Annotated in this window: 11 protein-coding genes and 1 pseudogene; 11 read left to right on the top strand and 1 reads right to left on the bottom strand. The window is 43.8% G+C overall.

The features are described from left to right. Positions 1-25: 25 nt before the first annotated feature. The 7 genes from AB5443_RS24120 to fsa all read left to right on the top strand — a co-directional run bounded on the left by AB5443_RS24120 (position 26) and on the right by fsa (position 11,472). Positions 26-1,093 carry a FecR family protein gene (locus tag AB5443_RS24120; RefSeq protein ID WP_044654182.1) on the top strand — a complete coding sequence of 356 codons (1,068 nt, stop codon included), beginning with the start codon at positions 26-28 and terminating at the stop codon, positions 1,091-1,093. 19 nt (positions 1,094-1,112) lie between these two features. Continuing rightward, positions 1,113-4,706: a SusC/RagA family TonB-linked outer membrane protein gene (locus tag AB5443_RS24115; RefSeq protein WP_277135714.1), complete on the top strand. Its 3,594-nt coding sequence runs from the start codon at positions 1,113-1,115 to the stop codon at positions 4,704-4,706. A gap of 21 nt (positions 4,707-4,727) precedes the next feature. Continuing rightward, a complete protein-coding gene (locus AB5443_RS24110) occupies positions 4,728-6,155 on the top strand; it encodes a RagB/SusD family nutrient uptake outer membrane protein (protein WP_277135713.1) in 1,428 nt (475 codons plus the stop codon). A gap of 17 nt (positions 6,156-6,172) precedes the next feature. Beyond that, positions 6,173-8,683, top strand: coding sequence for a zinc-dependent metalloprotease (locus AB5443_RS24105; protein ID WP_368114561.1), 2,511 nt, complete (start codon positions 6,173-6,175; stop codon positions 8,681-8,683). Between the two features lie 238 nt (positions 8,684-8,921). Next, entirely contained in the window at positions 8,922-9,668 is a 747-nt protein-coding gene (gpmA, locus tag AB5443_RS24100) for a 2,3-diphosphoglycerate-dependent phosphoglycerate mutase (RefSeq protein WP_022137775.1), read from the top strand. A 27-nt stretch (positions 9,669-9,695) separates the two neighbouring features. Next, positions 9,696-10,748, top strand: a complete 1,053-nt coding sequence (locus AB5443_RS24095; RefSeq protein ID WP_022137774.1) for a class I fructose-bisphosphate aldolase — start codon at positions 9,696-9,698, stop codon at positions 10,746-10,748. 67 nt (positions 10,749-10,815) lie between these two features. Then, a complete protein-coding gene (fsa, locus tag AB5443_RS24090) occupies positions 10,816-11,472 on the top strand; it encodes a fructose-6-phosphate aldolase (RefSeq protein ID WP_277135711.1) in 657 nt (218 codons plus the stop codon). A gap of 104 nt (positions 11,473-11,576) precedes the next feature. On the opposite strand, the gene AB5443_RS24085 is transcribed toward fsa, so the two are convergent. Next, the gene (locus AB5443_RS24085) at positions 11,577-15,524 is read right to left on the bottom strand and encodes a two-component regulator propeller domain-containing protein (protein ID WP_277135710.1); all 3,948 of its coding nucleotides are present in this window, start codon (positions 15,522-15,524) and stop codon (positions 11,577-11,579) included. Between the two features lie 115 nt (positions 15,525-15,639). On the opposite strand from AB5443_RS24085, the gene AB5443_RS24080 reads away from it, so the two are divergent. From AB5443_RS24080 to AB5443_RS24065, 4 genes and pseudogenes are all read left to right on the top strand, one after another. Then, positions 15,640-17,073, top strand: coding sequence for an RNase adapter RapZ (locus tag AB5443_RS24080; protein WP_073343469.1), 1,434 nt, complete (start codon positions 15,640-15,642; stop codon positions 17,071-17,073). A gap of 7 nt (positions 17,074-17,080) precedes the next feature. Continuing rightward, on the top strand, positions 17,081-17,830 hold the full coding sequence (locus AB5443_RS24075) for a nucleotidyltransferase family protein (protein ID WP_277135708.1): 750 nt from the start codon (positions 17,081-17,083) through the stop codon (positions 17,828-17,830). A gap of 109 nt (positions 17,831-17,939) precedes the next feature. Next, positions 17,940-19,940 carry a response regulator gene (locus AB5443_RS24070; protein WP_277135707.1) on the top strand — a complete coding sequence of 667 codons (2,001 nt, stop codon included), beginning with the start codon at positions 17,940-17,942 and terminating at the stop codon, positions 19,938-19,940. Between the two features lie 671 nt (positions 19,941-20,611). Then, positions 20,612-21,376, top strand: a pseudogene (locus tag AB5443_RS24065) (PD-(D/E)XK nuclease family transposase); the annotation flags it as partial. Positions 21,377-21,499: the final 123 nt, after the last annotated feature.

Here is a 21,499-nt window from a genome sequence, read left to right as displayed (position 1 = left end):
GTATTAAGATAAACAATTGATTACTATGATGGAAAATCCAGACCAAAATTCAGACTATGCATTGCGTGCGATACAAGAACCGCGACTAAGGGAGACGGAAGAGTTCAGCCAGTGGATTAGCGTCCCTGAAAACAAGGAACTATTTCTCGACTTGATGGCTTGCAAGGAAGCTGTGATGCGTGAAAGTCTGGATAGGAGACGAAAGGTAAAAACGAGAATGCGTATTTGGGTAGCGGCTTCTGCTGTGGCTGCCGCTTTGGTTCTGGCCTTTCTTATACCTTCTTTACTTCCTTCTCTCTCTGTGAAAAAAGAGCAACCGGTACGATTCTTTGCTGCAACTGCCAGTGGAGAACACGTGGTGTTGCAAATGGATGGTCATAATGAACAACAACTGTTGGAAGACAGTGTGATGGACATCAAAGAATGGAAAACATTGACGCCGGATACCACCTGTTGCCAAACGTTGACTACACCACGTGGAAAAAGTTTCTTACTGGTACTGTCCGACGGGACTAAAGTGTGGATAAATGCTGAAAGTAGCCTGCGCTATCCTGTGGCATTCAACGGAAAGGAACGTAGGGTAGAACTGAAGGGTGAAGCCTGCTTTGAAGTGGCAAAGGATGAAAAATGTCCCTTTATCGTAAGTGCCGACGGCATGGATACCCATGTGCTGGGTACTAAATTCAATGTACGTTCATACACAACAGAAGACCGCCACGTGACGTTGGTGCAGGGAAAAGTGCAGGTGACCAACAGGAACAGCCTTACTTCCGTAGTGCTTCAACCCGGACAGGACTTGACTTATACGGAAACCGGAGAAGAGAAAATATCGAATGTCAATATAGCTACTTATACAGCTTGGACAGAAGGAATGTTTTATTTTGAAGACGCATCGCTAGAAGAAATCATGGGTTATCTGGGCAGATGGTACAATGTGAACATCGACTTTGAACGGGTGGAGCTATACGATATCCGCCTGAACTTCTGGGCGAACCGCAACGCTCATCCGGAAGAGGCGGTGGAACTGCTGAACAAACTGGAAAAAGTACGTGTAGATTATCAGGACGGTACTATCACGATTAAACATATATAACTTTACAAATACAACTCTTATGAAAAAGCAACAAATTACATTGTCTCGCAAAAAGGCAATGAGAAAGGTCGTATGGATGAAAGCCGCCTTCTTATTGCTGATGTTTGTAATTGCCCTGCATGGACGGGCACAAAATACGGACAGCAAATTGATTTCTTTGGAACTAAAGGAAGCGCCACTGGGAGAGGCTTTGAAGCAGTTCAGCAATGTGTCCGGTTATAAGGTGAATTTTCCTAGTGCAGATGTCAGCGCATATCGGGTAAGTGTCAGTATACGCCAGTTGGCTCCTTTGCCGGCACTTCAGAAAATACTGGAAGGGAAACCTTTTGAATATGAGGTGAAACAACATTTTATCACTGTCCGTAGAGTGAAGCCTGTATCGACTACTCGTAAAGTCAGGAACATCGAAGGGCGGGTAGTGGATGAAAAAGGGGATCCGCTGCCGGGTGCGAATATCCGGGGAATCGACAGCCCGTTTGGAGCTATTTCCGATATCAAAGGAAATTTCACCTGTAAAGTGATGGAAGAAACCCACACACTGGAAGTTTCTTTTGTCGGTATGCAAACTGAAAAGGTATCTATTAAAGGGCGTACTCATGTCAATGTGATTATGCATGAAGATAAACAGCAATTGGGAGATGTTGTAGTGACGGGGTATCAGCGTATCAGTCGCGAACGTTCTACCGCCTCTTTCGGCTTCATAGATTCCGAACAACTGACAAGGCAGATGCATAGTGACTTGGCTTCTTCTCTGGAAGGACAAATAGCCGGCCTGCGTATGGATATCAATCCGAATAACGGGGATATGAGCCCTATCCTTCGCGGTAGAGGTACGTTCTCGGATGATGTAGGCTCACATCCGCTAATCGTAGTGGATGATATGCCGACCGACTTGACCCTGAGTGAGATAAATCCCTATAATGTAGAGAGTATTACTGTCTTGAAGGATGCGGCGGCAGCCAGTATTTATGGTGCTTTGGCTGCAAACGGCATTATTGTGGTAGTTACCAAACAGGCCAAAGAAGAGGGTGCGCATGTGAATATCAATGCTGATTGGTTCATCACCAGCAAACCGAATTTCAATAGTTTGAATCTGGCTTCTACAAGTGATATTATTGATTATCAAACAGCTGTGTTTGATGCGAATGTAGCCGAATCAGGCAGTGCATCCGGTTTTTTGTCCACTTATAAATCAGGTTACTATAATCCGTTGTTCCAACTTTATCTGGATCGGGAGAATGGTACACTAAATAATAGTGAAGTCGAAGCCACATTGAATCAGTGGCGTAATAATGACTATTATAAAGAATATCGTGACAATGCCTGGCGCACGGCTGTAACTCAGCGTTATAATGTGTCCGTATCGCAGAAAGTCGGAAAAAACAATCACTTCCTTTCGTTCAATTATGAAAATGACAAGGGGCGTACGATAAATGATAAAAGGAATAAATTCTCCTTGTATTATAAGTCGAACTATGCCATCACCAGTTGGTTGAATGTGAATGCCGGGGTGGATGCCCGTCTGGGAAGTAGCGATACACCGAATACCCTGTTTACCAGTTACACTATGCAACAACGTTATGAAAGAATAATGGATGCCGATGGTAACCGTTATAATTCTCCTTATGTGAATGTAAGCGGATATTCGGGTGGAGCTTACAATGGCAGTGTCGTGAGCAAGGCGGAAGGTGTTTCACCTTATAAAACATTTGGTTTCAATGTGCTTGACGCATTGGGTGAAAGCGGTACCAAATCACGCAATGTCAGCATCCGCCCGTTTGTCAGCTTGCAGGCACGATTCCTGAAGATGTTTAAATATAACTTCATGTATCAATATGAATGGAATCATAGCAAGAGTGAAGTGTTTGATGCGGAAGACTCCTATCTGATGCGTATGACGTACAACTCTATGATTGATACAAATGGAAATTCGGCAATGTCGAAAGGCGGACGGTTCTATCAGAATGAGGTGAGCAGTAACCGTTATACGGTACGTAATCAGATAGACTTTGACAAAAGTTGGAAGAATCATACAGTGACCGCCATTGCCGGACTTGAATTCAGGGAAAATAAGATTCCGAAACCTACACGGCAATTAATGTATGGATACGATCCTCAGACACTGACTTCTGATATTATAGATTGGCAAGCATATCGTGACGGTGTAGGAACCAGTGCTCTTACCGGTAGTACGATCACTTTAAGTGGTCTGCCGGCTACATTGCAAGAATCACGCCATCGTTATGCATCTTTTTATGCCAATGCAAGCTATTCTTATCTGTCCCGTTATAATGTATCCGGAAGTATCCGCTGGGATCAGGCGGACTTGTTCGGACTTGATATCCGTAACCAGCGTCATCCCCTGTGGTCTGTCGGTGCGTCCTGGATTATGTCGGAAGAGTCATTTATGAAAGATATTGTTTGGCTCGACTTCCTGAAAGCACGTATGACCTATGGTATCAACGGTAATGTGGATCAGAGTTCGACTACCTATTTTGTAGTAAAGCAGAAGACCCAGAGCAATCCGATCAAGACGACTTACCTGACTTATGATGATGATGATCTTCCGAACCCGAAACTCCGTTGGGAGAAAACAGCCACTTATAATGTGGGACTGGATTTCCGTCTTTTCAATAATTTGGTCAATGGTAGCTTGGAGTATTATAACCGCCACTCATCTGATTTGCTTGTACGCCGCTACATGGATCCTACATTGGGGGCTAAATCACGTGTAGTGAACAACGGTGAGATGCGCAACCGGGGTGTAGAATTTTCTCTTACTGCCAATCTCATCAGGAAGAAGGATTGGAACTTTGCTGTTGACTTCAACTTTGCCCATAACAAGAACAAGATGTTAAAGGTGGATCATAGTGATTCGGACACTTCGACAAGTTTCATTATGAGCCCGCGGAATTACTTTATGGAAGGAACCAGTTATAATACGCTTTGGGCTTACCGTATAGACCGTATTGAAAACGGATATCCGATAGCGGTGGACAAGGACGGAAACGACTTGGTGACGTTCAACGAGGATGGTACGGTTGCCAATATTACTACCGGGTCGTCACTGAAAGGTACTGAGAATCTTGTAAATCTTGGTTCGCTGACTCCGAAATTCAATGGAGCAGTATCCTTGAGACTTAGCTACAAGGGAGTTGCCTTGAATGCTTTCTTTGTATATGCAGGCGGTAACAAACTGCGTAACAGTGTGGTAAGTATGAGTGACCAGGTGGGAAGCCAGACGTTGAAAGACATAACCAACCGTTGGAGTGCAGATGCACCGGATGCAAATGTACGTATGTATATTGATATGCCCACAAAGGTTAAAACTTACGCAAGCACTTTCCAGGACTGGTGGCAATATGGTGATATTAATGTGAAAGATGCAGGTTATGTGAAATTGCGTAGCTTGAGTCTGGGGTATAGTTTGCCGTCCGGTATCTGCCGTCAAATCCGGCTTAATTCATTGAATTTGAAGTTGCAAGTGAACAACCTGTTTACCTGGTGTAAGGCAGGAAGCGACATTGACCCGGAAAGCTACGGATTGAACAGCGGCACACGCGGCATGGCTTCACCCAAGACTTATTCTATCGGATTATCAACAAGTTTCTAATTATTAAAAAGAATATAGGATATGCGTAAATTACTTTATATATTGCCGGTTCTGCTTATCTTGGGATTTGCGGCTTGCGAGAATTACGTGGATATTACTCCCACAGGAAAGAAGACTGTGGACTCTACCGAGACTTATTATGAATTGGTGGCTTTGCCGAACCGGAGTTATTATCCGTCGTCTTTTGCTTTGTTGAGTGATAATGTCTGGTCAAAAGAATCGAATATTATCGGCAAGGAATATCTTTCCTCTGATGGAATCAATATGACTTTTAATGAGGATGCCGACCGTAAAGAATTAAGTGATAATAATCTGTATGCAAACTGTTATCAATACATCTTACGTTCTAACATCGTGATTTCATTGGTAGATCATAGTACAGGTGACAAGGATGTGAAGGAACTGGCTAAAGCGGAAGCAAAAATCATGCGTGCGTGGGATCATTTTATTCTGGTGAATACATTCGCTAAAGCCTACAATCCGGAGACGGCCGCCACTGACGGTGGTATTGCTATTGTCAGCGAATATGACTTGGAAGCGACTCCTACCAAAGCTACTGTTGCCCAAGTCTATGACTTTATCATCAAGGATATCGAGGATGCGTTACCTTATCTGCAGGAAGAACCGGTGAATGTATATCATCCGTCGAAAGCATTCGGCTATGCATTGGCGGCACGCGTTTACCTGTTCCACCGTGACTGGAAAAAGGCTAAGGATGCGGCGGAGGAATCTTTGAAACTGAACAATGCCTTGATAGATTATATAGCTTTGGATGCCGTCGGGGGGCCGACTAAGGTTTCAACTTATGCCAAAGGTGGCAACCCGGAAGTGTTGAATTATGCTTATATGGGTAGCACCTCGGACAATCCGGCTTATACCTATGGTATGATTAGCCCGGAACTGGTACAGCTTTTCGGAGATAATGACGAGCGTTTGAACCTGTTCTTCAAAACGACCGGCAATCTTGAGTATTACTTTGACGAGGGTTCCGGAGCTGCTTTATGGAACACTGCCCTTACCTATTCTAAGTTTCAATACATGGCTGTAGGTATGCGTACTGCCGAAGTTTATTTGATTTTGGCAGAAGCTAATGCACGGTTAAATGATTTATCCGGGGCTGTCAAAGTGCTGAACCTGTTGCGTGAGAAACGCATTAAGGGGAGCGAAGCGGTATTGCCGGAACCGGCTACACAACGTGAGATGATGCAGGAAATCATCAATGAGCGTCGTAAAGAACTGCTCTTCGGATTCAGCCGGTTCTGGGATTTGAAACGGTTCAATACGGAAGCAGACTATGCGAAGACGATTACCCGCACTTTTCCGTTGGTTACCACAGATGTGGAGCAGAAAACATATACGTTGAAACCGGATTCACGTTTGTATATCATTCCGTTCCCGGTGGCTGCCCGTGAAAAGAATCCGAATCTGACACTGAATACTAACGAATAAAATAAATCAGGAAAACAATGCAAAAGATTTTGATGATAATTGTATTGGTGCTTTGGGCGTTGCAAGGAGCCGAAGTACAGGCTAGCGGTACCAGTCTGCCGGAATTTGGGAAGAAGAGTCTGGTAGTCCGTGAAGATACAGTTAAGAAAGACACTGTCAAGAAAGAGACAGCTTACGAGAAACTGCTGAAAGATGGAGGTAGTGAATGTGAGGGTATGTTTACAGTACGCCATATCAAGGATGACTGGTATTTTGAAGTACCGGATTCTTTGATGGGACGGTTATTGTTGGTCGTTACCCGTTTTAAAGCCGTGCCGCAGGGTTTCAAGATGATTAGTGGTGAAGAGGTGAACCGGAGTGTGGTTTATTGGGAACAGCATAATGGCAAGACTCTCTTTCTGCGTGAGTATGTACAATCACAGTTTGGCCGTCCGGGTGATAAGATAGCTGAGGCTTTGAAGCAATCGACCGTAGATCCGGTAATTGGCAAATTCGATGTTATCGGTAGGAATCCGGAAACCCAGGCACAGCTCATTAATGTATCCAAGTTTCTTCTGGGGGATAACAAGACGTGTGGCTTTACATCAAGTGACCGTTCCATTCTGGGTATCGGCTCATTAGTACAGGACCGTACATTTATGGATACCATCAAGACTTATCCTATTAATGTAGAGGTGACCACCTTGCGTACTTACAATATTACTTCCGGCAAGTTGCCGGCGGCAGCGACGGGTTCGGTGACTGTGAAATTGAATACCAGCATGGTAATGTTGCCTAAAGAACCCATGCAGCCACGACTGGCGGATGAACGGGTAGGATTCTTCCAGAATCCGGTAACTGAATTTTCGGACGACCAGCAGGTTACTGTGCGTGGAGCTATCATTCAACGTTATCGGTTGGAGCCGAAAGACCCGGAACGTTATCGCCGGGGACAACTTACCGAGCCGAAACGCCCTATTGTATATTACATAGACCCTGCAACACCGAAGAAATGGATACCTTATCTTAAAGCGGGTGTGAAAGACTGGAATGTAGCATTCGAAGCAGCCGGATTCAAAAATGCCATCATGGCTAAAGAATGGCCGGACGATCCTACTATGAGTTTGGATGACGCACGTTATAGCGTGTTGCGCTATCTGCCTTCGGAAAATGAGAATGCTTATGGGCCGCGTATTGTAGACCCTCGTAGCGGAGAAATCATGGAGAGCCATATCTGTTGGTATCACAACGTGATGAACTTGCTTAAAAAGTGGTATATGGTACAGTGCGGGCCTTTGGATAAACGCGCGCAGACAATGAACTTTGATGATGAATTGATGGGTACGTTGATTCAGTTCGTTTCCTCACATGAGGTAGGGCATACCCTCGGTTTGCGTCACAACATGGCGGCAAGTTCGGCTACGCCGGTAGAAAAGTTGCGTGACAAGGCTTGGGTGGAAGCCAATGGTCACACGGTGTCGATAATGGATTATGCGCGGTTTAACTATGTGGCGCAGCCTGAGGATAAGATTTCCGGGAAAGGACTTTTCCCTCATATTGGCGACTATGATAAATGGGCGATAAAATGGGGTTACCAGTATCGTCCCGAATTTAAAGACCCTTTTAAGGAGAAAGCGGCATTGCGTGCCGAAGTCACGAAGAAACTCCGGAGCGATCGTCGTATGTTGTTTATTGGTGATGAGGGAAAAGGTGCTGACCCGCGCAGCCAAAGTGAGGATTTGGGCGACAATAACATGAAGGCGAATGAATATGGCATAAAGAACCTGAAAAGGGTGATGGAAAATATAATGACTTGGACAGCGCAGCCTGACGGCCTGTATGACGACCTGAATACGATTTATAAATCAGTTCGTGCCCAACATATGAAATACACTATGCATGTACAGAGAAACTTGGGTGGCCGTTATACCAATAATCTGCCGGGGATGAAACCTCATGATTATCTGCCGCGCAGTGTGCAGAAAGAGGCGATAGAGTGGTTTGGACGCAATCTGTTCGAGGCTCCGCTCTGGCTCTATCCGGATAAAGTGGTGAGTTGCACGGGAGTCAAACCTATGGATGAAATTCGTGACCGCCAAAATTCCTTAGTCGCTTTATTGCTTGCGCCGGGAATGTTGTATAATATCTATTCGAGTTCTTTGTGTGGTTCGGAACCGTATCCGCTTGATGAATATCTGAATGATGTGTTCACTGCGATATGGAAACCTTTGAACACTTCCAATGAGTTGGAAAATAATCTCCGTCGCCAGTTGCAACGGTCTTATCTGACATTTATCGGACGCATGATGAATCCCGAAAGCAAAGATATCGCTAATGCGAATGCGACATTCAGCCGTTCTGATATCCTGCTCTTTGTGGAAACACATTTTGATAAGGTGGAGGAATATGTGAAAAGACAGCTTGCCGTTTGCAAGGAAGGTGATTTGAATTATCGTCATTATGCAGCTTTGCTGCGGGATATTAAAAAGACAAAAGAAGCATATTATGGTAAAAATGCCGATATATCTGCTTCAACAGAGGGCTTATAAAACAAAACGCAAAACTAGGACCGATTTTTATGCATTAAATTCTCTCTCTTTTTTTTAATAAACTCGCTTTTCCCTTAGGGGAAAGGTGAGTTTGTTTTTTATATACATGCTTCCTGTATTTTACTGATTTACTGAAAGAATCATCATTTGGGGATTTTGATAACTATTCATTCTCCAATGAACTTTGTGGAGAAACAAAATGTTGTATATGTAAAAAGAAGAAAGGAGATTTATAAGAATGAAAAAGATAGTATTGCTTCGTCATGGAGAAAGTGTCTGGAACAAGGAAAACCGTTTTACCGGTTGGACAGATGTAGACTTGACTGAAAAAGGAGTTGCCGAAGCTGAGAAAGCCGGCGTGACACTGAAAGAATATGGATTCAATTTCGATAAAGCCTATACCTCTTATCTGAAAAGAGCCGTAAAGACGCTGAACTGTGTACTGGACAAGATGGACTTGGACTGGATTCCTGTGGAGAAAAACTGGCGTCTCAATGAAAAGCATTATGGCGAGTTGCAAGGATTGAATAAAGCGGAAACCGCTGAGAAATATGGTGAAGAACAAGTGCTCGTCTGGCGTCGTAGCTACGATATAGCTCCCAATCCGCTTTCAGAAAAAGACCTGCGAAATCCCCGTTTTGATTACCGCTATCACGAAGTGCCCGATGCTGAACTCCCCCGTACCGAATCATTAAAAGATACCATCGAACGTATTATGCCTTATTGGGAATCGGATATATTTCCGAGCCTGAAGACAGCCCACACCTTATTGGTCGTGGCTCACGGCAATAGTTTGAGAGGTATTATCAAGCACTTGAAGCATATTTCGGATGAAGATATTATAAAACTGAACCTGCCTACTGCCGTGCCTTACGTGTTCGAGTTTGATGAAAACCTGAATGTGGCTAATGATTATTTCCTCGGAAATCCGGAGGAAATAAAGAAACTGATGGATGCAGTAGCCAATCAGGGAAAGAAAAAATAGAATAATAACACATTAAAAATTAAAGTTATGAGTAAAATAGTTGAATTACTAAGAGATAAAGCCAATTATTATCTGGATCACACTTGCGAAACCATTGACAAGTCATTGATTCATATTCCGTCTCCCGATACGATAGACAAGGTATGGATTGATTCCGACCGGAACATACGCGTATTGAACAGCCTGCAAACCCTGTTGGGACATGGACGACTGGCAAATACCGGTTATGTATCCATACTTCCTGTCGATCAGGATATCGAACACACGGCCGGAGCATCGTTTGCCCCGAACCCGATTTATTTCGATCCGGAGAATATCGTGAAACTGGCTATTGAAGGCGGCTGTAACGGAGTAGCTTCCACATTCGGTATCCTTGGTTCCGTGGCACGTAAATATGCCCATAAGATACCTTTCATTGTGAAACTGAACCACAATGAATTACTTTCTTATCCGAACAGTTTCGATCAGGTATTGTTCGGTACAGTCAAGGAAGCATGGAATATGGGAGCGGTAGCCGTAGGGGCAACCATCTATTTCGGTTCGGAACAGAGCCGCCGACAGTTGGTAGAGATTGCCGAGGCTTTTGAATATGCGCACGAACTCGGTATGGCAACCATACTTTGGTGTTATCTGCGTAACAATGATTTCAAGAAAGGTGCTGTGGATTATCATTCCGCCGCCGACCTCACCGGACAGGCCGACCGTTTGGGTGTCACTATCAAAGCGGACATTGTAAAACAGAAACTTCCTACTAATAATGGTGGGTTCAAAGCCATCGGCTTCGGTAAGATTGATGAACGTATGTACACCGAACTAAGTTCCGAACACCCGATTGACCTTTGCCGCTATCAGGTAGCCAACGGCTATATGGGACGTGTAGGATTGATTAATTCCGGTGGAGAATCTCATGGAGAATCAGACTTGCGTGATGCTGTCATTACTGCCGTAGTCAATAAACGTGCCGGTGGTATGGGATTGATTAGCGGACGTAAGGCTTTCCAAAAACCGATGAATGAAGGTGTGGAATTATTGAATACCATTCAGGATGTATATCTTGACCCGGAAATAACAATTGCTTAATCGCGGAAGAATGGAAATTAATTATTATCTTTGACTATTAGATAGTTAACCATTAAAAATTAGAAGTATGAAGTTTTTTATTGACACGGCCAATTTGGAGCAGATTCAAGAGGCATATGACCTCGGAGTACTTGACGGAGTGACTACCAATCCTTCGTTGATGGCGAAAGAAGGTATCAAGGGTATGCAAAACCAGCGTGAACATTATGTCAAGATATGCAAGATTGTCAATGGCGACGTGAGTGCCGAAGTGATAGCGACCGATTATGAGGGTATGATTCGCGAAGGCGAGGAACTTGCTGCGCTCGACCCGCATATCGTGGTGAAAGTGCCTTGTATTGCCGATGGTATCAAAGCTATCAAGCATTTCACGGAGAAAGGGATTCGTACAAACTGTACATTGGTCTTTTCCGTAGGGCAGGCATTATTGGCCGCTAAAGCCGGAGCTACTTATGTTTCACCTTTTGTGGGACGCTTGGATGATATTTGCGAAGATGGGGTAGGACTTGTTGGCGATATTGTACGTATGTATCGTACGTATGATTACAAGGCTCAAGTACTGGCTGCCTCTATCCGTAATACCAAACATATCATCGAATGTGTGGAAGTAGGAGCAGACGTGGCTACTTGTCCGTTGAGTGCTATCAAGGGATTGCTCAATCATCCGTTGACGGATTCGGGATTAAAGAAATTCCTGGAGGACTACAAGAAAGTGAATGGCTGAATGTAAGTGAGATGCGATTATATGTGATAAACGGTGGACATCAGGCAGGTTATGACTGCGTAGTGTTCACCGTTTTTCTTTATCTTTTTTAGTAGTAAAAGCTGTTATTCGCTCTTTTTTTCCTGTTTCCGTTTTTCCTTGTACTGTGTCGGCGTATCTCCCGTATATTGCTTGAAAGCCGTACTGAAATAGCGCGAAGTCGTGAATCCCACTTTCTCCGCGATTTCCGTGAATGACATTTCCGTGCCCGTGATTAACGTAATCGCTTTTTCCATCCGGAATTTATTGATATAATCATTGGCTCCCATATCAGTCAGCGCTTTCAGCTTGTTATAAAGCGAAGCCCGGCTCATTCCTATCTCTTTACAGATAAAAGTGACATCTAAACTACTGCTGTCCAGATTCTCCTGAATAATCTGATTCAGTTTCAACAGGAATGTTTCGTCTGCCTGACTGAACGTACTTTCTTCCACTGCGGGGATTAATCCTGCGTTCAGGTACCTTTTCTTGGTAGACTCCCGGTTTTTCAAACGGTTGCGGACTATTTCCATCAGCATCTCTATTTCGAAAGGCTTTGTCAGATAGCCGTCCGCTCCATTCTTGTAACCGCTCAACTGGCTTTGTTTATCATCTCTTGCCGTCAGCAGAATGATGGGAATATGGCTGATAGTAATATCTTCCTTCATGTTCTTGCAAAGTTCGTATCCGTTCATTCGCGGCATCATCACGTCACTGACAATGATATCCGGAGCATGATTCTTAATAAGTTGCAGCGCTTCCACACCGTCCGAAGCGATTACTATGCGTTTGAAATATTCTCCCAGTGATTTCTTCAGGAAATCCGTCAGGTCGGGATTGTCGTCCACGACTAAAATAGTATAAGGGGTGGTGTCGAAGTTATTTTCGTTCGGTATATGTTCATTTTTGTCGTCACTAATCAGTTCGTTCAGGTATGCTTTGGGTTGGCAGATGATTTCTTCAGTACCTTGTTTCAATGGTAGTTCGAAGAAGAAAGTAGCACCGGTTTCCTGATTATTACGGGCGCCGATAGAACCGCCGTGCAGTTCAACAAGAATCTTTGAATAAGACAGTCCGATTCCCGTTCCGCTTTGCTCTCCCGTTCCCTGATAGAAGCGGGTAAAGAGTTTCCGGATATCTACCTGTTGCAATCCGTTTCCTTGGTCGCTAATGGAGATACGTACTCTGCCGGCTTCGGGAAGTAACTCTGAGGTAATTGTAATTTCCGTATTTTCGGGACTATGTTTCAGGGCATTAATAAGCAGGTTGCTTAAAATAGTTTCACACTTGTCCTTATCGAAGCTGACAGTTTCAATCCGTGGGTCGAGTGTATAGCGGATTCGTACATTCTTGGCTTCACCCTCATTGATGAAGTCCTGTGATACGTGCTCAATCCATTGGTTGAGTGGATGAGGCTGTATCTGCATTTTACTTTCTCCGACTTCCATCTTGCGCACGTCAAGCACCATGTTTATCAGGTTTTTCATGCGCTGTGACTGTCTGTAAATAGCTTTCAACGGAAGATAGTGATTGTCGTCGGAAGATAATGATTTCAATATCCTGCTGAGCGGAGCGTGTATCAGTGTCAATGGAGTACGAAGCTCATGGCTGATGTTAATGAGGAAGCGTACTTTTTCCTCATACACCTGTTGCTCATGTTCCTTCATTGCCCACTTTAATTTTTCTTCTTTACGTTTCAATGTCCTTCGGAACGTTTCTATGATAACGGCGGCAACGAAAATCGCGCAGCTCAGGATGAACCACCACGTGCGATACCACGGCGGAAGAATCGTCAGTTCAAGTACTTCCTGACTGGGAATCCAACTACCGTCCTTCGCGGTACAGGAAGCCATGATTTTATAACTCCCCGGTGGCAGTGAGCGTATAGCCAGTTCGGGATTGTAAGATTCGATTTGCTGGTCGTTCAGCCCTTCTATCTGGTATTTATATACTTTTTGGCGGAAGATATCTTCCTCTTTTGACATCACCCGGATAGTAATATTACTGTTCCAGGGTGCGGAGATTCCTTTCGGATTGCCGCTCAACTCATTATTGACGGACTCTCCGTTGATAATGACATCCGACAACTGGAGTTGGGGAAGTTCGGATGTCGTTAAAGGAAGGTTGCTGTTGATATGCAGCAGACCTTTTACCCCGCCCATATATACCTCTCCCTGCATGCTCAATAGTTGGGGCTTGGAAAGGTATTCGTTTAGGATGACGCCGTCGGATTCTCCGAACAGGACAAACTTCTTTTCCTTAATCAACCAGGCGAATAACATACTGTCGGCTCCTATCCATACTTTTCCCTGCTGGTCACATACTATCAGGGTGATTTCGCCGAACAGGGAAGTCGGTATCGGAGTCTTTGTCTTTGTACTGGGGCTGTAATGCACCAATCCGTAATTGTTTCCAATCCAGAAATTGCCCTCTTCGTCCCGTGAAACAGAATTGATAATCGTGTCTTTCTGACAAGAGTACAGGGCTTTCAGCCGGTTTGTACGGTTATCCAGTTCATAAATATGCTTTGTATCGCTCAGATAAGTATGCTCCTGATAATTGCCGATTGGCAGGAGAGCACCGATGATATCCTGTCCTTCCTGTTCTGTAGCGATGCTGAAAGTTTGCTCTTTCAGGTTGTACTTATAAATATGCTCCCCTAGAAATAGGATACTATGCGGTGTGTTTTGTAATATATTCACGGCTTTTCCCCGGTTGCAGAGACGAGCGTTTGTTTCAGCATCGACAATGGTGAAAGGTTGTTTTTCTCCGGTTGCCGGATTGAAAATGAATACTCCCTGCGAGAAAAGGGAAATCAATAATTTGCCGGGAGTAAACGCGCAGATAGACGCCACCTTATCTTCCCAAGTCGAAGGGTAATGAGTGAATTTCTCCGTAAGCGGATTGAAACTGTTTATACCGCCTCCGTCCGTGCCTATCCATATCCGGCTTTCTGATTCCTGGAAAAGACTCAGGACAGTAGCATTGCTTAGTCCGCGGTCATTGCCGGGCAATACGTCCTTATAAGTTTTCATGGAAACTTCCCGTATGCTGATTAGTCCGTTGCGGATGCTGCCTGCCCATATATTATTGTTCCGGTCGTTGTAAAGACATAAGATAGAATTGGCGGGAAGTGAATAATTATCCCTTCCGGGGATATGTTCCAAAAGAGAAAATTGTCCAGTTTCCGGGTCGAGGATATTGATGCCGCCCCCGTCTGTTCCAATCCATATTTGCCCTTCCCGTTCGGCAAGGCTTAATACGACATTGTTGCTCAGGGAGGAATTGCGGGTAGTGTAAGTGCCCAGTAATTTGCCGTCACGGGTCAGGCAATTCAATCCCCCGTTGTAAGGAGCTACCCATATCCTTTTTTGTGAGTCTATGAGCACATTCATGATTTCCTTTCCGCAATCGAAAGGCGGACGGCTGCATTTTCCGGTCTTCAGGTCGAGCAGGAGCAGGCCCTGCCACCGGCTGCAACAGAGCAGTGTATGTTCGTCCCAAAGGCTCAGCAGGGTGACATTGTAATTGGACACCAGGTCGAATGATTGCAGGAGACGAAAAGAGGCATCCTGGTAGTTATAGAAAAATATCTTGTTTTTCGAGCCGAACAAGACTCCGCCTTTAGTCAGGCAAACGGAATAAACGATGATGTTATTTCCTGTTTCATTTACCGGTATGAAGAAATCATCACTCTGCCGCTGATAGCGTGCCACTCCCTTATCCGTCAGAATCCATATGTTATTCTGTTCGTCTTCTATCATCTGATAGATTAGGTTATGAGGAATGGAGTGAGGGTTATCAGCCTGATGAACGTATTTCTTAAGTTCATGTCCGTCGTATCGTCCCAGACCGGAGCGTGTTCCTATCCATACGAAGCCTTGTTCGTCCGTCAGGATACACCTCACCGTGGAAGGCAATCCGTCTTTCAGGGAGATTTGCTTATAGTAATAGTGTCCGGCTTGAAGGGGGAGAATGCCGGCAAGCTGTATGATAAATGCAGTACATAGTAGTATCAGAATTCTTTTTTTCATGGAAGCAGGTCAGTTTAACTGAAACAAAGATAGTGTATTCGGATGAATATTACTTGAATCAGACCCCTTATTTTTTAGTTATTATCCCTATCTTTGCCCGAAAATATACGAGACTATGATTACCGGAGAACTACAGAAACTTTATCAGGCATATACGGGCGTCCCCGCAGAGAATATAACAGAACTACCGTCTTCCGGCTCCAACCGCCGCTATTTCCGGCTGACAGGCGTACAGACATTGATCGGAGTGTATGGAACTTCCATTGACGAGAATGAAGCTTTTCTCTATATGGCAGCTCATTTCCGCAAAAGCGGTCTGCCTGTTCCCGAAGTCCATATCGTGTCGGATGACAAGGCCTGTTACCTGCAAGAAGATTTGGGCGATACCTTATTATTCCATGCCATTGAAAAAGGGCGTGCCACCAGTGTATTCTCAGAAGAAGAAAAAGAGTTGCTTCGCAAGACGATTCGGCTGCTTCCCGCCATCCAGTTTGCCGGAGCCGACGGGTTCGATTTTTCCCGTTGCCATCCCCAACCGGAGTTCAACCAGCGTTCCATTCTCTGGGATTTGAATTACTTTAAATACTGTTTTCTTAAAGCTACCGGAATGGAGTTTCAGGAAGACAAACTGGAAGATGATTTCCAGAAAATGAGTGATGTCCTGCTCCGCAGTTCTTCCGCTACATTTATGTATCGTGATTTTCAGAGCCGCAATGTGATGATAAAGGACGGGCAGCCTTGGTTTATTGACTTTCAGGGCGGACGTAAAGGCCCGTTTTATTATGATATTGCCTCTTTCTTGTGGCAGGCAAAGGCGAAATATCCCGACAGCCTTCGTAAGGAACTATTACAGGAATACATAGAAGCCCTCCGTAAATATCAGCCGATTGACGAGCCTTATTTCTATAGCCAGCTCCGTCATTTCGTTCTTTTCCGTACCTTGCAGGTGCTCGGCGCTTATGGATTCCGTGGTTATTTCGAGAAGAAACCTCATTTTATCCAAAGTGTCCCTTATGCCATCGCAAATTTGCGCGGACTGCTGAAGGAAGATTATCCGGAATATCCGTATCTCTGCAAAGTTCTGCGTGAACTGACCGGATTAAAGCAATTCACAGATGATTTGAAAAAGCGTCAACTGACCGTCAAAGTAATGAGTTTTGCTTATAAGAAAGGCATTCCCGACGATCCGACAGGCAATGGGGGCGGTTATGTCTTTGACTGCCGTGCCGTGAATAACCCCGGAAAATATGAACGATATAAGCCTTTTACCGGATTGGACGAACCTGTAATCACTTTTCTCGAAGAAGACGGGGAGATACTTCATTTCCTCGACCATGTATATGCTTTGGTCGACGCTTCCGTGAAACGGTACGTGGAACGGGGATTCAGTAACCTGTCTGTCTGCTTCGGTTGTACCGGCGGACAACATCGTTCCGTTTATTCAGCCCAGCATCTGGCGGAACGTCTGAACCGGAAATTCGGAGTGAAAGTGGAACTGGTGCACCGTGAACAGAATATAGAACGTACGTTTGAAGCAACAACTGTGTAGAAGAGGTATGAAAGCTATGATATTCGCTGCCGGTTTGGGTAGCCGCCTGAAACCGTTGACCGACACCATGCCCAAGGCTCTTGTCCCCGTAGCCGGACGGCCGATGTTGGAACATGTTATCCTCAAACTGAAAGCATCCGGCTTTACGGAAATAGTGATTAACATCCATCACTTCGGCGGACAGATACTTGATTTCCTGAAAATGAACGATAATTTCGGGCTTGCCATACATATCTCCGACGAACGTGACCTGTTGCTTGATACGGGAGGCGGCGTAAAGAAAGCCCGTACTTTTTTTGAGAATTCCAATGAACCTTTCCTTATTCACAATGTAGACATTCTTTCGGACATTGATTTGAAAAAGCTCTATGATTATCACCTGCAAGATGGAGGGGCGGCCACTTTGCTTGCCAGTCGGCGCAAAACTTCCCGTTATCTCCTTTTTGATACGGACAAGAGACTTTGCGGGTGGATTAATAAAGATACGGGACAGGTGAAACCGGAAGGCTTCCTGTATAATCAGTCCCTTTATCAGGAATATGCATTCAGCGGTATCCATGTACTTTCTCCCGTTATTTTTCAATGGATGGATGCGCCGCGTTGGGAAGGCAAATTCTCCATAATGGATTTTTATCTTGCCACATGCCGGCAGGTAAATTACTCCGGTTACTTGACTGGGAATTTACAATTAATAGATATTGGCAAGCCGGAGACATTGTCCGAAGCGGAAAATTTTATGTACCGAAGTTCTATATAGAGACACCTAAAGGGGCTATTTGCCCCTTTTATTATTATGTAACAGAAGATTTGTGTAACTTTACCCGGCTGAAACAAACAAGATTGTAATATTACACAAATTTTGCTACATGGAAAAAGAATATTCCCGGGCTTTGGTGAATGAGATAACTGATGATTTATTGCATAATATCTTTAATGACTTGTCTGTAGGTCTGGAGTTATACGATAAGGATGGTCTTATGATAGATGTCAATTACTCACGGTTGAGATCTATGGGGATAAAAGACAAGAAAGATATTCTAGGGCATAATTTATTTGACTATACAAGTTTCTCCGATGAAATCAAGGAACAGATCAGGAAAGGAGAAACTGTACGTTTTGTGGCGAAATACAATTTTGATACTTTGCGCCGTCTTTTTCCTACCATCTTGTCCGGTATCAAATTCTTTGAGTTTACTGTTTCCTTCGTACACAATGAGAGGGCTGAAATTACGAATTATCTGGTGATAACGCAGGATGTCACCGAACGTGTTTTGTGGCAAGATAAATATGATAACCTTTACGAAGAGGCTGTGCGCTCGAAAAAGGAACTTCTTGAAAGCGAACAAAGGATGATCCGGTTGAACCGTCAGAATGAGTTGGTATTGAATAATATTAATTCAGGTCTGGCATATATCGCGAACGATTATATAGTACAATGGGAAAACATCTCACTTTGCAGCAAGAGCCTTTCTTATGAAGCTTATAAGACTGGAGAACTTTGCTACATGACAGCGCATAATCGTAATACTCCTTGTGAGAACTGTGTAATGCAGCGTGCACGTCAATCCGGTCAGGTAGAATCCATATTATTCAATCTCGATAATAAGCACGTCATCGAAGTATTTGCTACTCCTATATTCAACGAACAGGGGGATATTGACGGTGTCGTAATCCGTGTGGATGATATTACCGAACGGCAGCATATGATAGGTGAACTTGAAAAGGCAAGAAGCCGTGCCGAGCAATCCGATAAATTGAAATCCGCTTTTCTGGCGAATATGAGTCACGAAATCCGTACGCCGTTAAACGCTATCGTCGGTTTCTCTGACTTGTTGATGGTGACAGACGACGATGAAGAAAAAGAAGAGTACGTCCAAATCATTAATGCTAATAACGAATTGCTTCTGAAGCTGATTAATGATATTCTGGATCTTTCGAAAATAGAAGCCGGCTCGGTAGAGTTGAAGTATGAAGAGTTTGATTTGACTGTCTATTTTAATGAATTGACTGCTGTCATGCAACAACGTGTTACTAATCCTCAAGTCCGTCTGGTAGCCATGAATCCTTATGAAACTTGTATCGTCCGTCTGGATAAGAACCGCTTGGCGCAGATTCTCATGAATTTTGTAACTAACGCTATCAAATATACCGTCAAGGGGATTATTGAAATGGGGTATGAGAAGATAGACGGGAATATTCGTTTGTATGTCCGGGATACAGGTATCGGCATACCCGAAGATAAAAAAGATAAGGTATTCCACCGTTTTGAGAAACTGGATGAATTTGCACAGGGAACCGGACTGGGACTGTCTATTTGTAAAGCTATCGTTGAGGCTTGTGGGGGAGAAATAGGATTCGAGTCTGAATATGAAAAAGGTTCTTTCTTCTGGGCGGTTTTGCCTTGTCGGTTTGAATCGGCTGCCGGTGGAGCGGAATCTTCCCGACAGAATCGTGGAAAGGGCATGGAGAAGGAGAAAGGGCTTTCTCTTGTTTCCGAAGATACTGTGAAACTTAAGAAGAAGGTGCTTGTAGTGGAAGATATTCAGAGTAACTTTTTCCTCGTATCTTCTATCTTGAAAAACCGGTATCAGTTATTGCATGCTCCGAATGGGCAGAAAGCTGTTGAAATTGTCCGGACTCAACCGGTAGACCTTGTGCTGATGGATATGAAGATGCCGGTCATGGACGGACGTACTGCGACTGCCGAGATTCGTAAGTTCAATACTCAGATTCCTATTATCGCCTTGACTGCTCATGCTTTTGACGCAGACCGGGTGGCGGCTCTGAAAGTGGGTTGCGATGATTATCTGGTGAAACCGATTAATGGGGCGAAGTTGATGCAGACTTTGAAAGAATACGGCTGTTGAAGTGAATCAGATTAAAAATGTGCTGACCTGAAAAAATGTATATTTTCTCCTTGTAGATTTTTATATATCAATCGCTTGTTCATAGTGAAAGGAAAAACGTCCGGAATTTGGGATGATGTAAATCCGAAGTGCCTGTGATATCCTGTTTGTGGAATTAGAAAGTATGCTGAACTTTTATATTTGCATCAATTTGCTTCTATTCTATAGGGATGTGTATTCATATGGTTGTTTTGGAATTTTCTCATATCTGGGATAAACTAGTGCTCAAATGCTTTTTTCGGAGAGCTGTTATAGCCTGGTCGGTGAGCAGGAAGAGGTTCCCCGGTGAGCTACAAAGTGTTCCACACCGAGGAACAAAGTGTTTCTCGGTGTGGAAACGAATTTATTTCACCGGAAAGAATGTATATTATTAGAGAATAGATGCAATATTCTCTTAGTTATCTGTATATATATGTAATTTGAAGATGTGTTTTTGTTCGGGAAGCTCTGTGCCAAGCGAATTTATTTTTCCTATAATCTTAAAAATGGAACATTTTTCCATAGCTGGCAAATCTTATATAGCCGGCAATGAGAATTATAATGTCGAAAAAGAATAGCTTGAATGGAACTATATTCCATAGGATATGTTTTTTTTGCTATAAAGATAGAATATCATGTCCAGATATGTCAAGGATCGCACGCTTTATTATGTTTGTCGTGCAGTGGGCCGGCAGATTGAATCGCCTTCCTCAAAAGAAGTTCCTGTGCCGGAAGATCCGATGACTGCAAGAGAACCACTTATTGCGTATGGGAAACAGTATAGATTACCTACTATATATGGAATCTTTCTAATGAATTTCAAAGAGGAGAATTTAGAGGCGAAGTTCCGTACGGATACGGTTCTTTCTGACCGTGATACGGGGAAAATTATTAATCCGCATCTCCGGCAAATTTATTTGCAATTTCCTTATTTTACTAAGGATTTATCGGACTGCCATACATTATATGATAAATTAATTTATGCACTGAAGAATATGAGCAATTGGAACAGAATGCCGGATGCTTTGAAAGAACAAGTGTTTGAACATCTGGCGAGATTGGCAGCAGTTGCCGATCTTTCGGAAGAAAACCGCATCGCTTATGATAAGGCGTTGGATCGGTATAGGGTCAACCTGATTGTGGAAGAGGATGAGCGGCGTAGAAATGAAGAGATGCGTAGAAAAGCTGCTGAAGAAGGGATGAAGGAAGGAATGAAGGAAGGCAGAAGAGAAGGAGTGAAAGAAGGTAGAAAGGAAGGAATAAAAGAAGGTAGAAAAGAAGGAATAAAAGAAGGGCTTGAGAAAGGTGAGAAAAAGAAACAGCTCGAAATTGCATGTAATTTGAAAAAAGCCGGAATCTCTATTGAGGTTATAGCTGTATCTACAGGATTAACCATAGAAGAAATAGAAACTATTTAATTTGCTGTTATAGCAATTATATTTGAAAAATATAAATATGGAAGGCGAGGTTGTGTCAAAACGCTGACACAGCCTTTTTTTATGCGCAAAGCCCAGACTTTCTCAAGCCCGGGCTTTGTTATT

The sequence above is a fragment of the Bacteroides sp. RTP21281st1_H5_RTP21281_210402 genome, assembly GCF_040918965.1.
Taxonomy (GTDB): domain Bacteria; phylum Bacteroidota; class Bacteroidia; order Bacteroidales; family Bacteroidaceae; genus Bacteroides; species Bacteroides congonensis.
The sequence above is the reverse complement of the archived record's forward strand: the minus strand, read 5'-3'. Positions and strand labels throughout refer to the sequence as shown.

Excerpts from the sequence above, each read along its gene's own strand:
- AB5443_RS24115 (WP_277135714.1), top strand. The coding sequence starts at position 1,113 with ATGAAAAAGCAACAAATTACATTGTCTCGCAAAAAGGCAATGAGAAAG.
- fsa (WP_277135711.1), top strand. The coding sequence starts at position 10,816 with ATGAAGTTTTTTATTGACACGGCCAATTTGGAGCAGATTCAAGAGGCA.
- AB5443_RS24095 (WP_022137774.1), top strand. The coding sequence starts at position 9,696 with ATGAGTAAAATAGTTGAATTACTAAGAGATAAAGCCAATTATTATCTG.
- AB5443_RS24110 (WP_277135713.1), top strand. The coding sequence starts at position 4,728 with ATGCGTAAATTACTTTATATATTGCCGGTTCTGCTTATCTTGGGATTT.
- AB5443_RS24070 (WP_277135707.1), top strand. The coding sequence starts at position 17,940 with ATGGAAAAAGAATATTCCCGGGCTTTGGTGAATGAGATAACTGATGAT.
- AB5443_RS24085 (WP_277135710.1), bottom strand. The coding sequence starts at position 15,524 with ATGAAAAAAAGAATTCTGATACTACTATGTACTGCATTTATCATACAG.
- AB5443_RS24080 (WP_073343469.1), top strand. The coding sequence starts at position 15,640 with ATGATTACCGGAGAACTACAGAAACTTTATCAGGCATATACGGGCGTC.
- AB5443_RS24120 (WP_044654182.1), top strand. The coding sequence starts at position 26 with ATGATGGAAAATCCAGACCAAAATTCAGACTATGCATTGCGTGCGATA.
- AB5443_RS24075 (WP_277135708.1), top strand. The coding sequence starts at position 17,081 with ATGAAAGCTATGATATTCGCTGCCGGTTTGGGTAGCCGCCTGAAACCG.
- AB5443_RS24105 (WP_368114561.1), top strand. The coding sequence starts at position 6,173 with ATGCAAAAGATTTTGATGATAATTGTATTGGTGCTTTGGGCGTTGCAA.
- gpmA (WP_022137775.1), top strand. The coding sequence starts at position 8,922 with ATGAAAAAGATAGTATTGCTTCGTCATGGAGAAAGTGTCTGGAACAAG.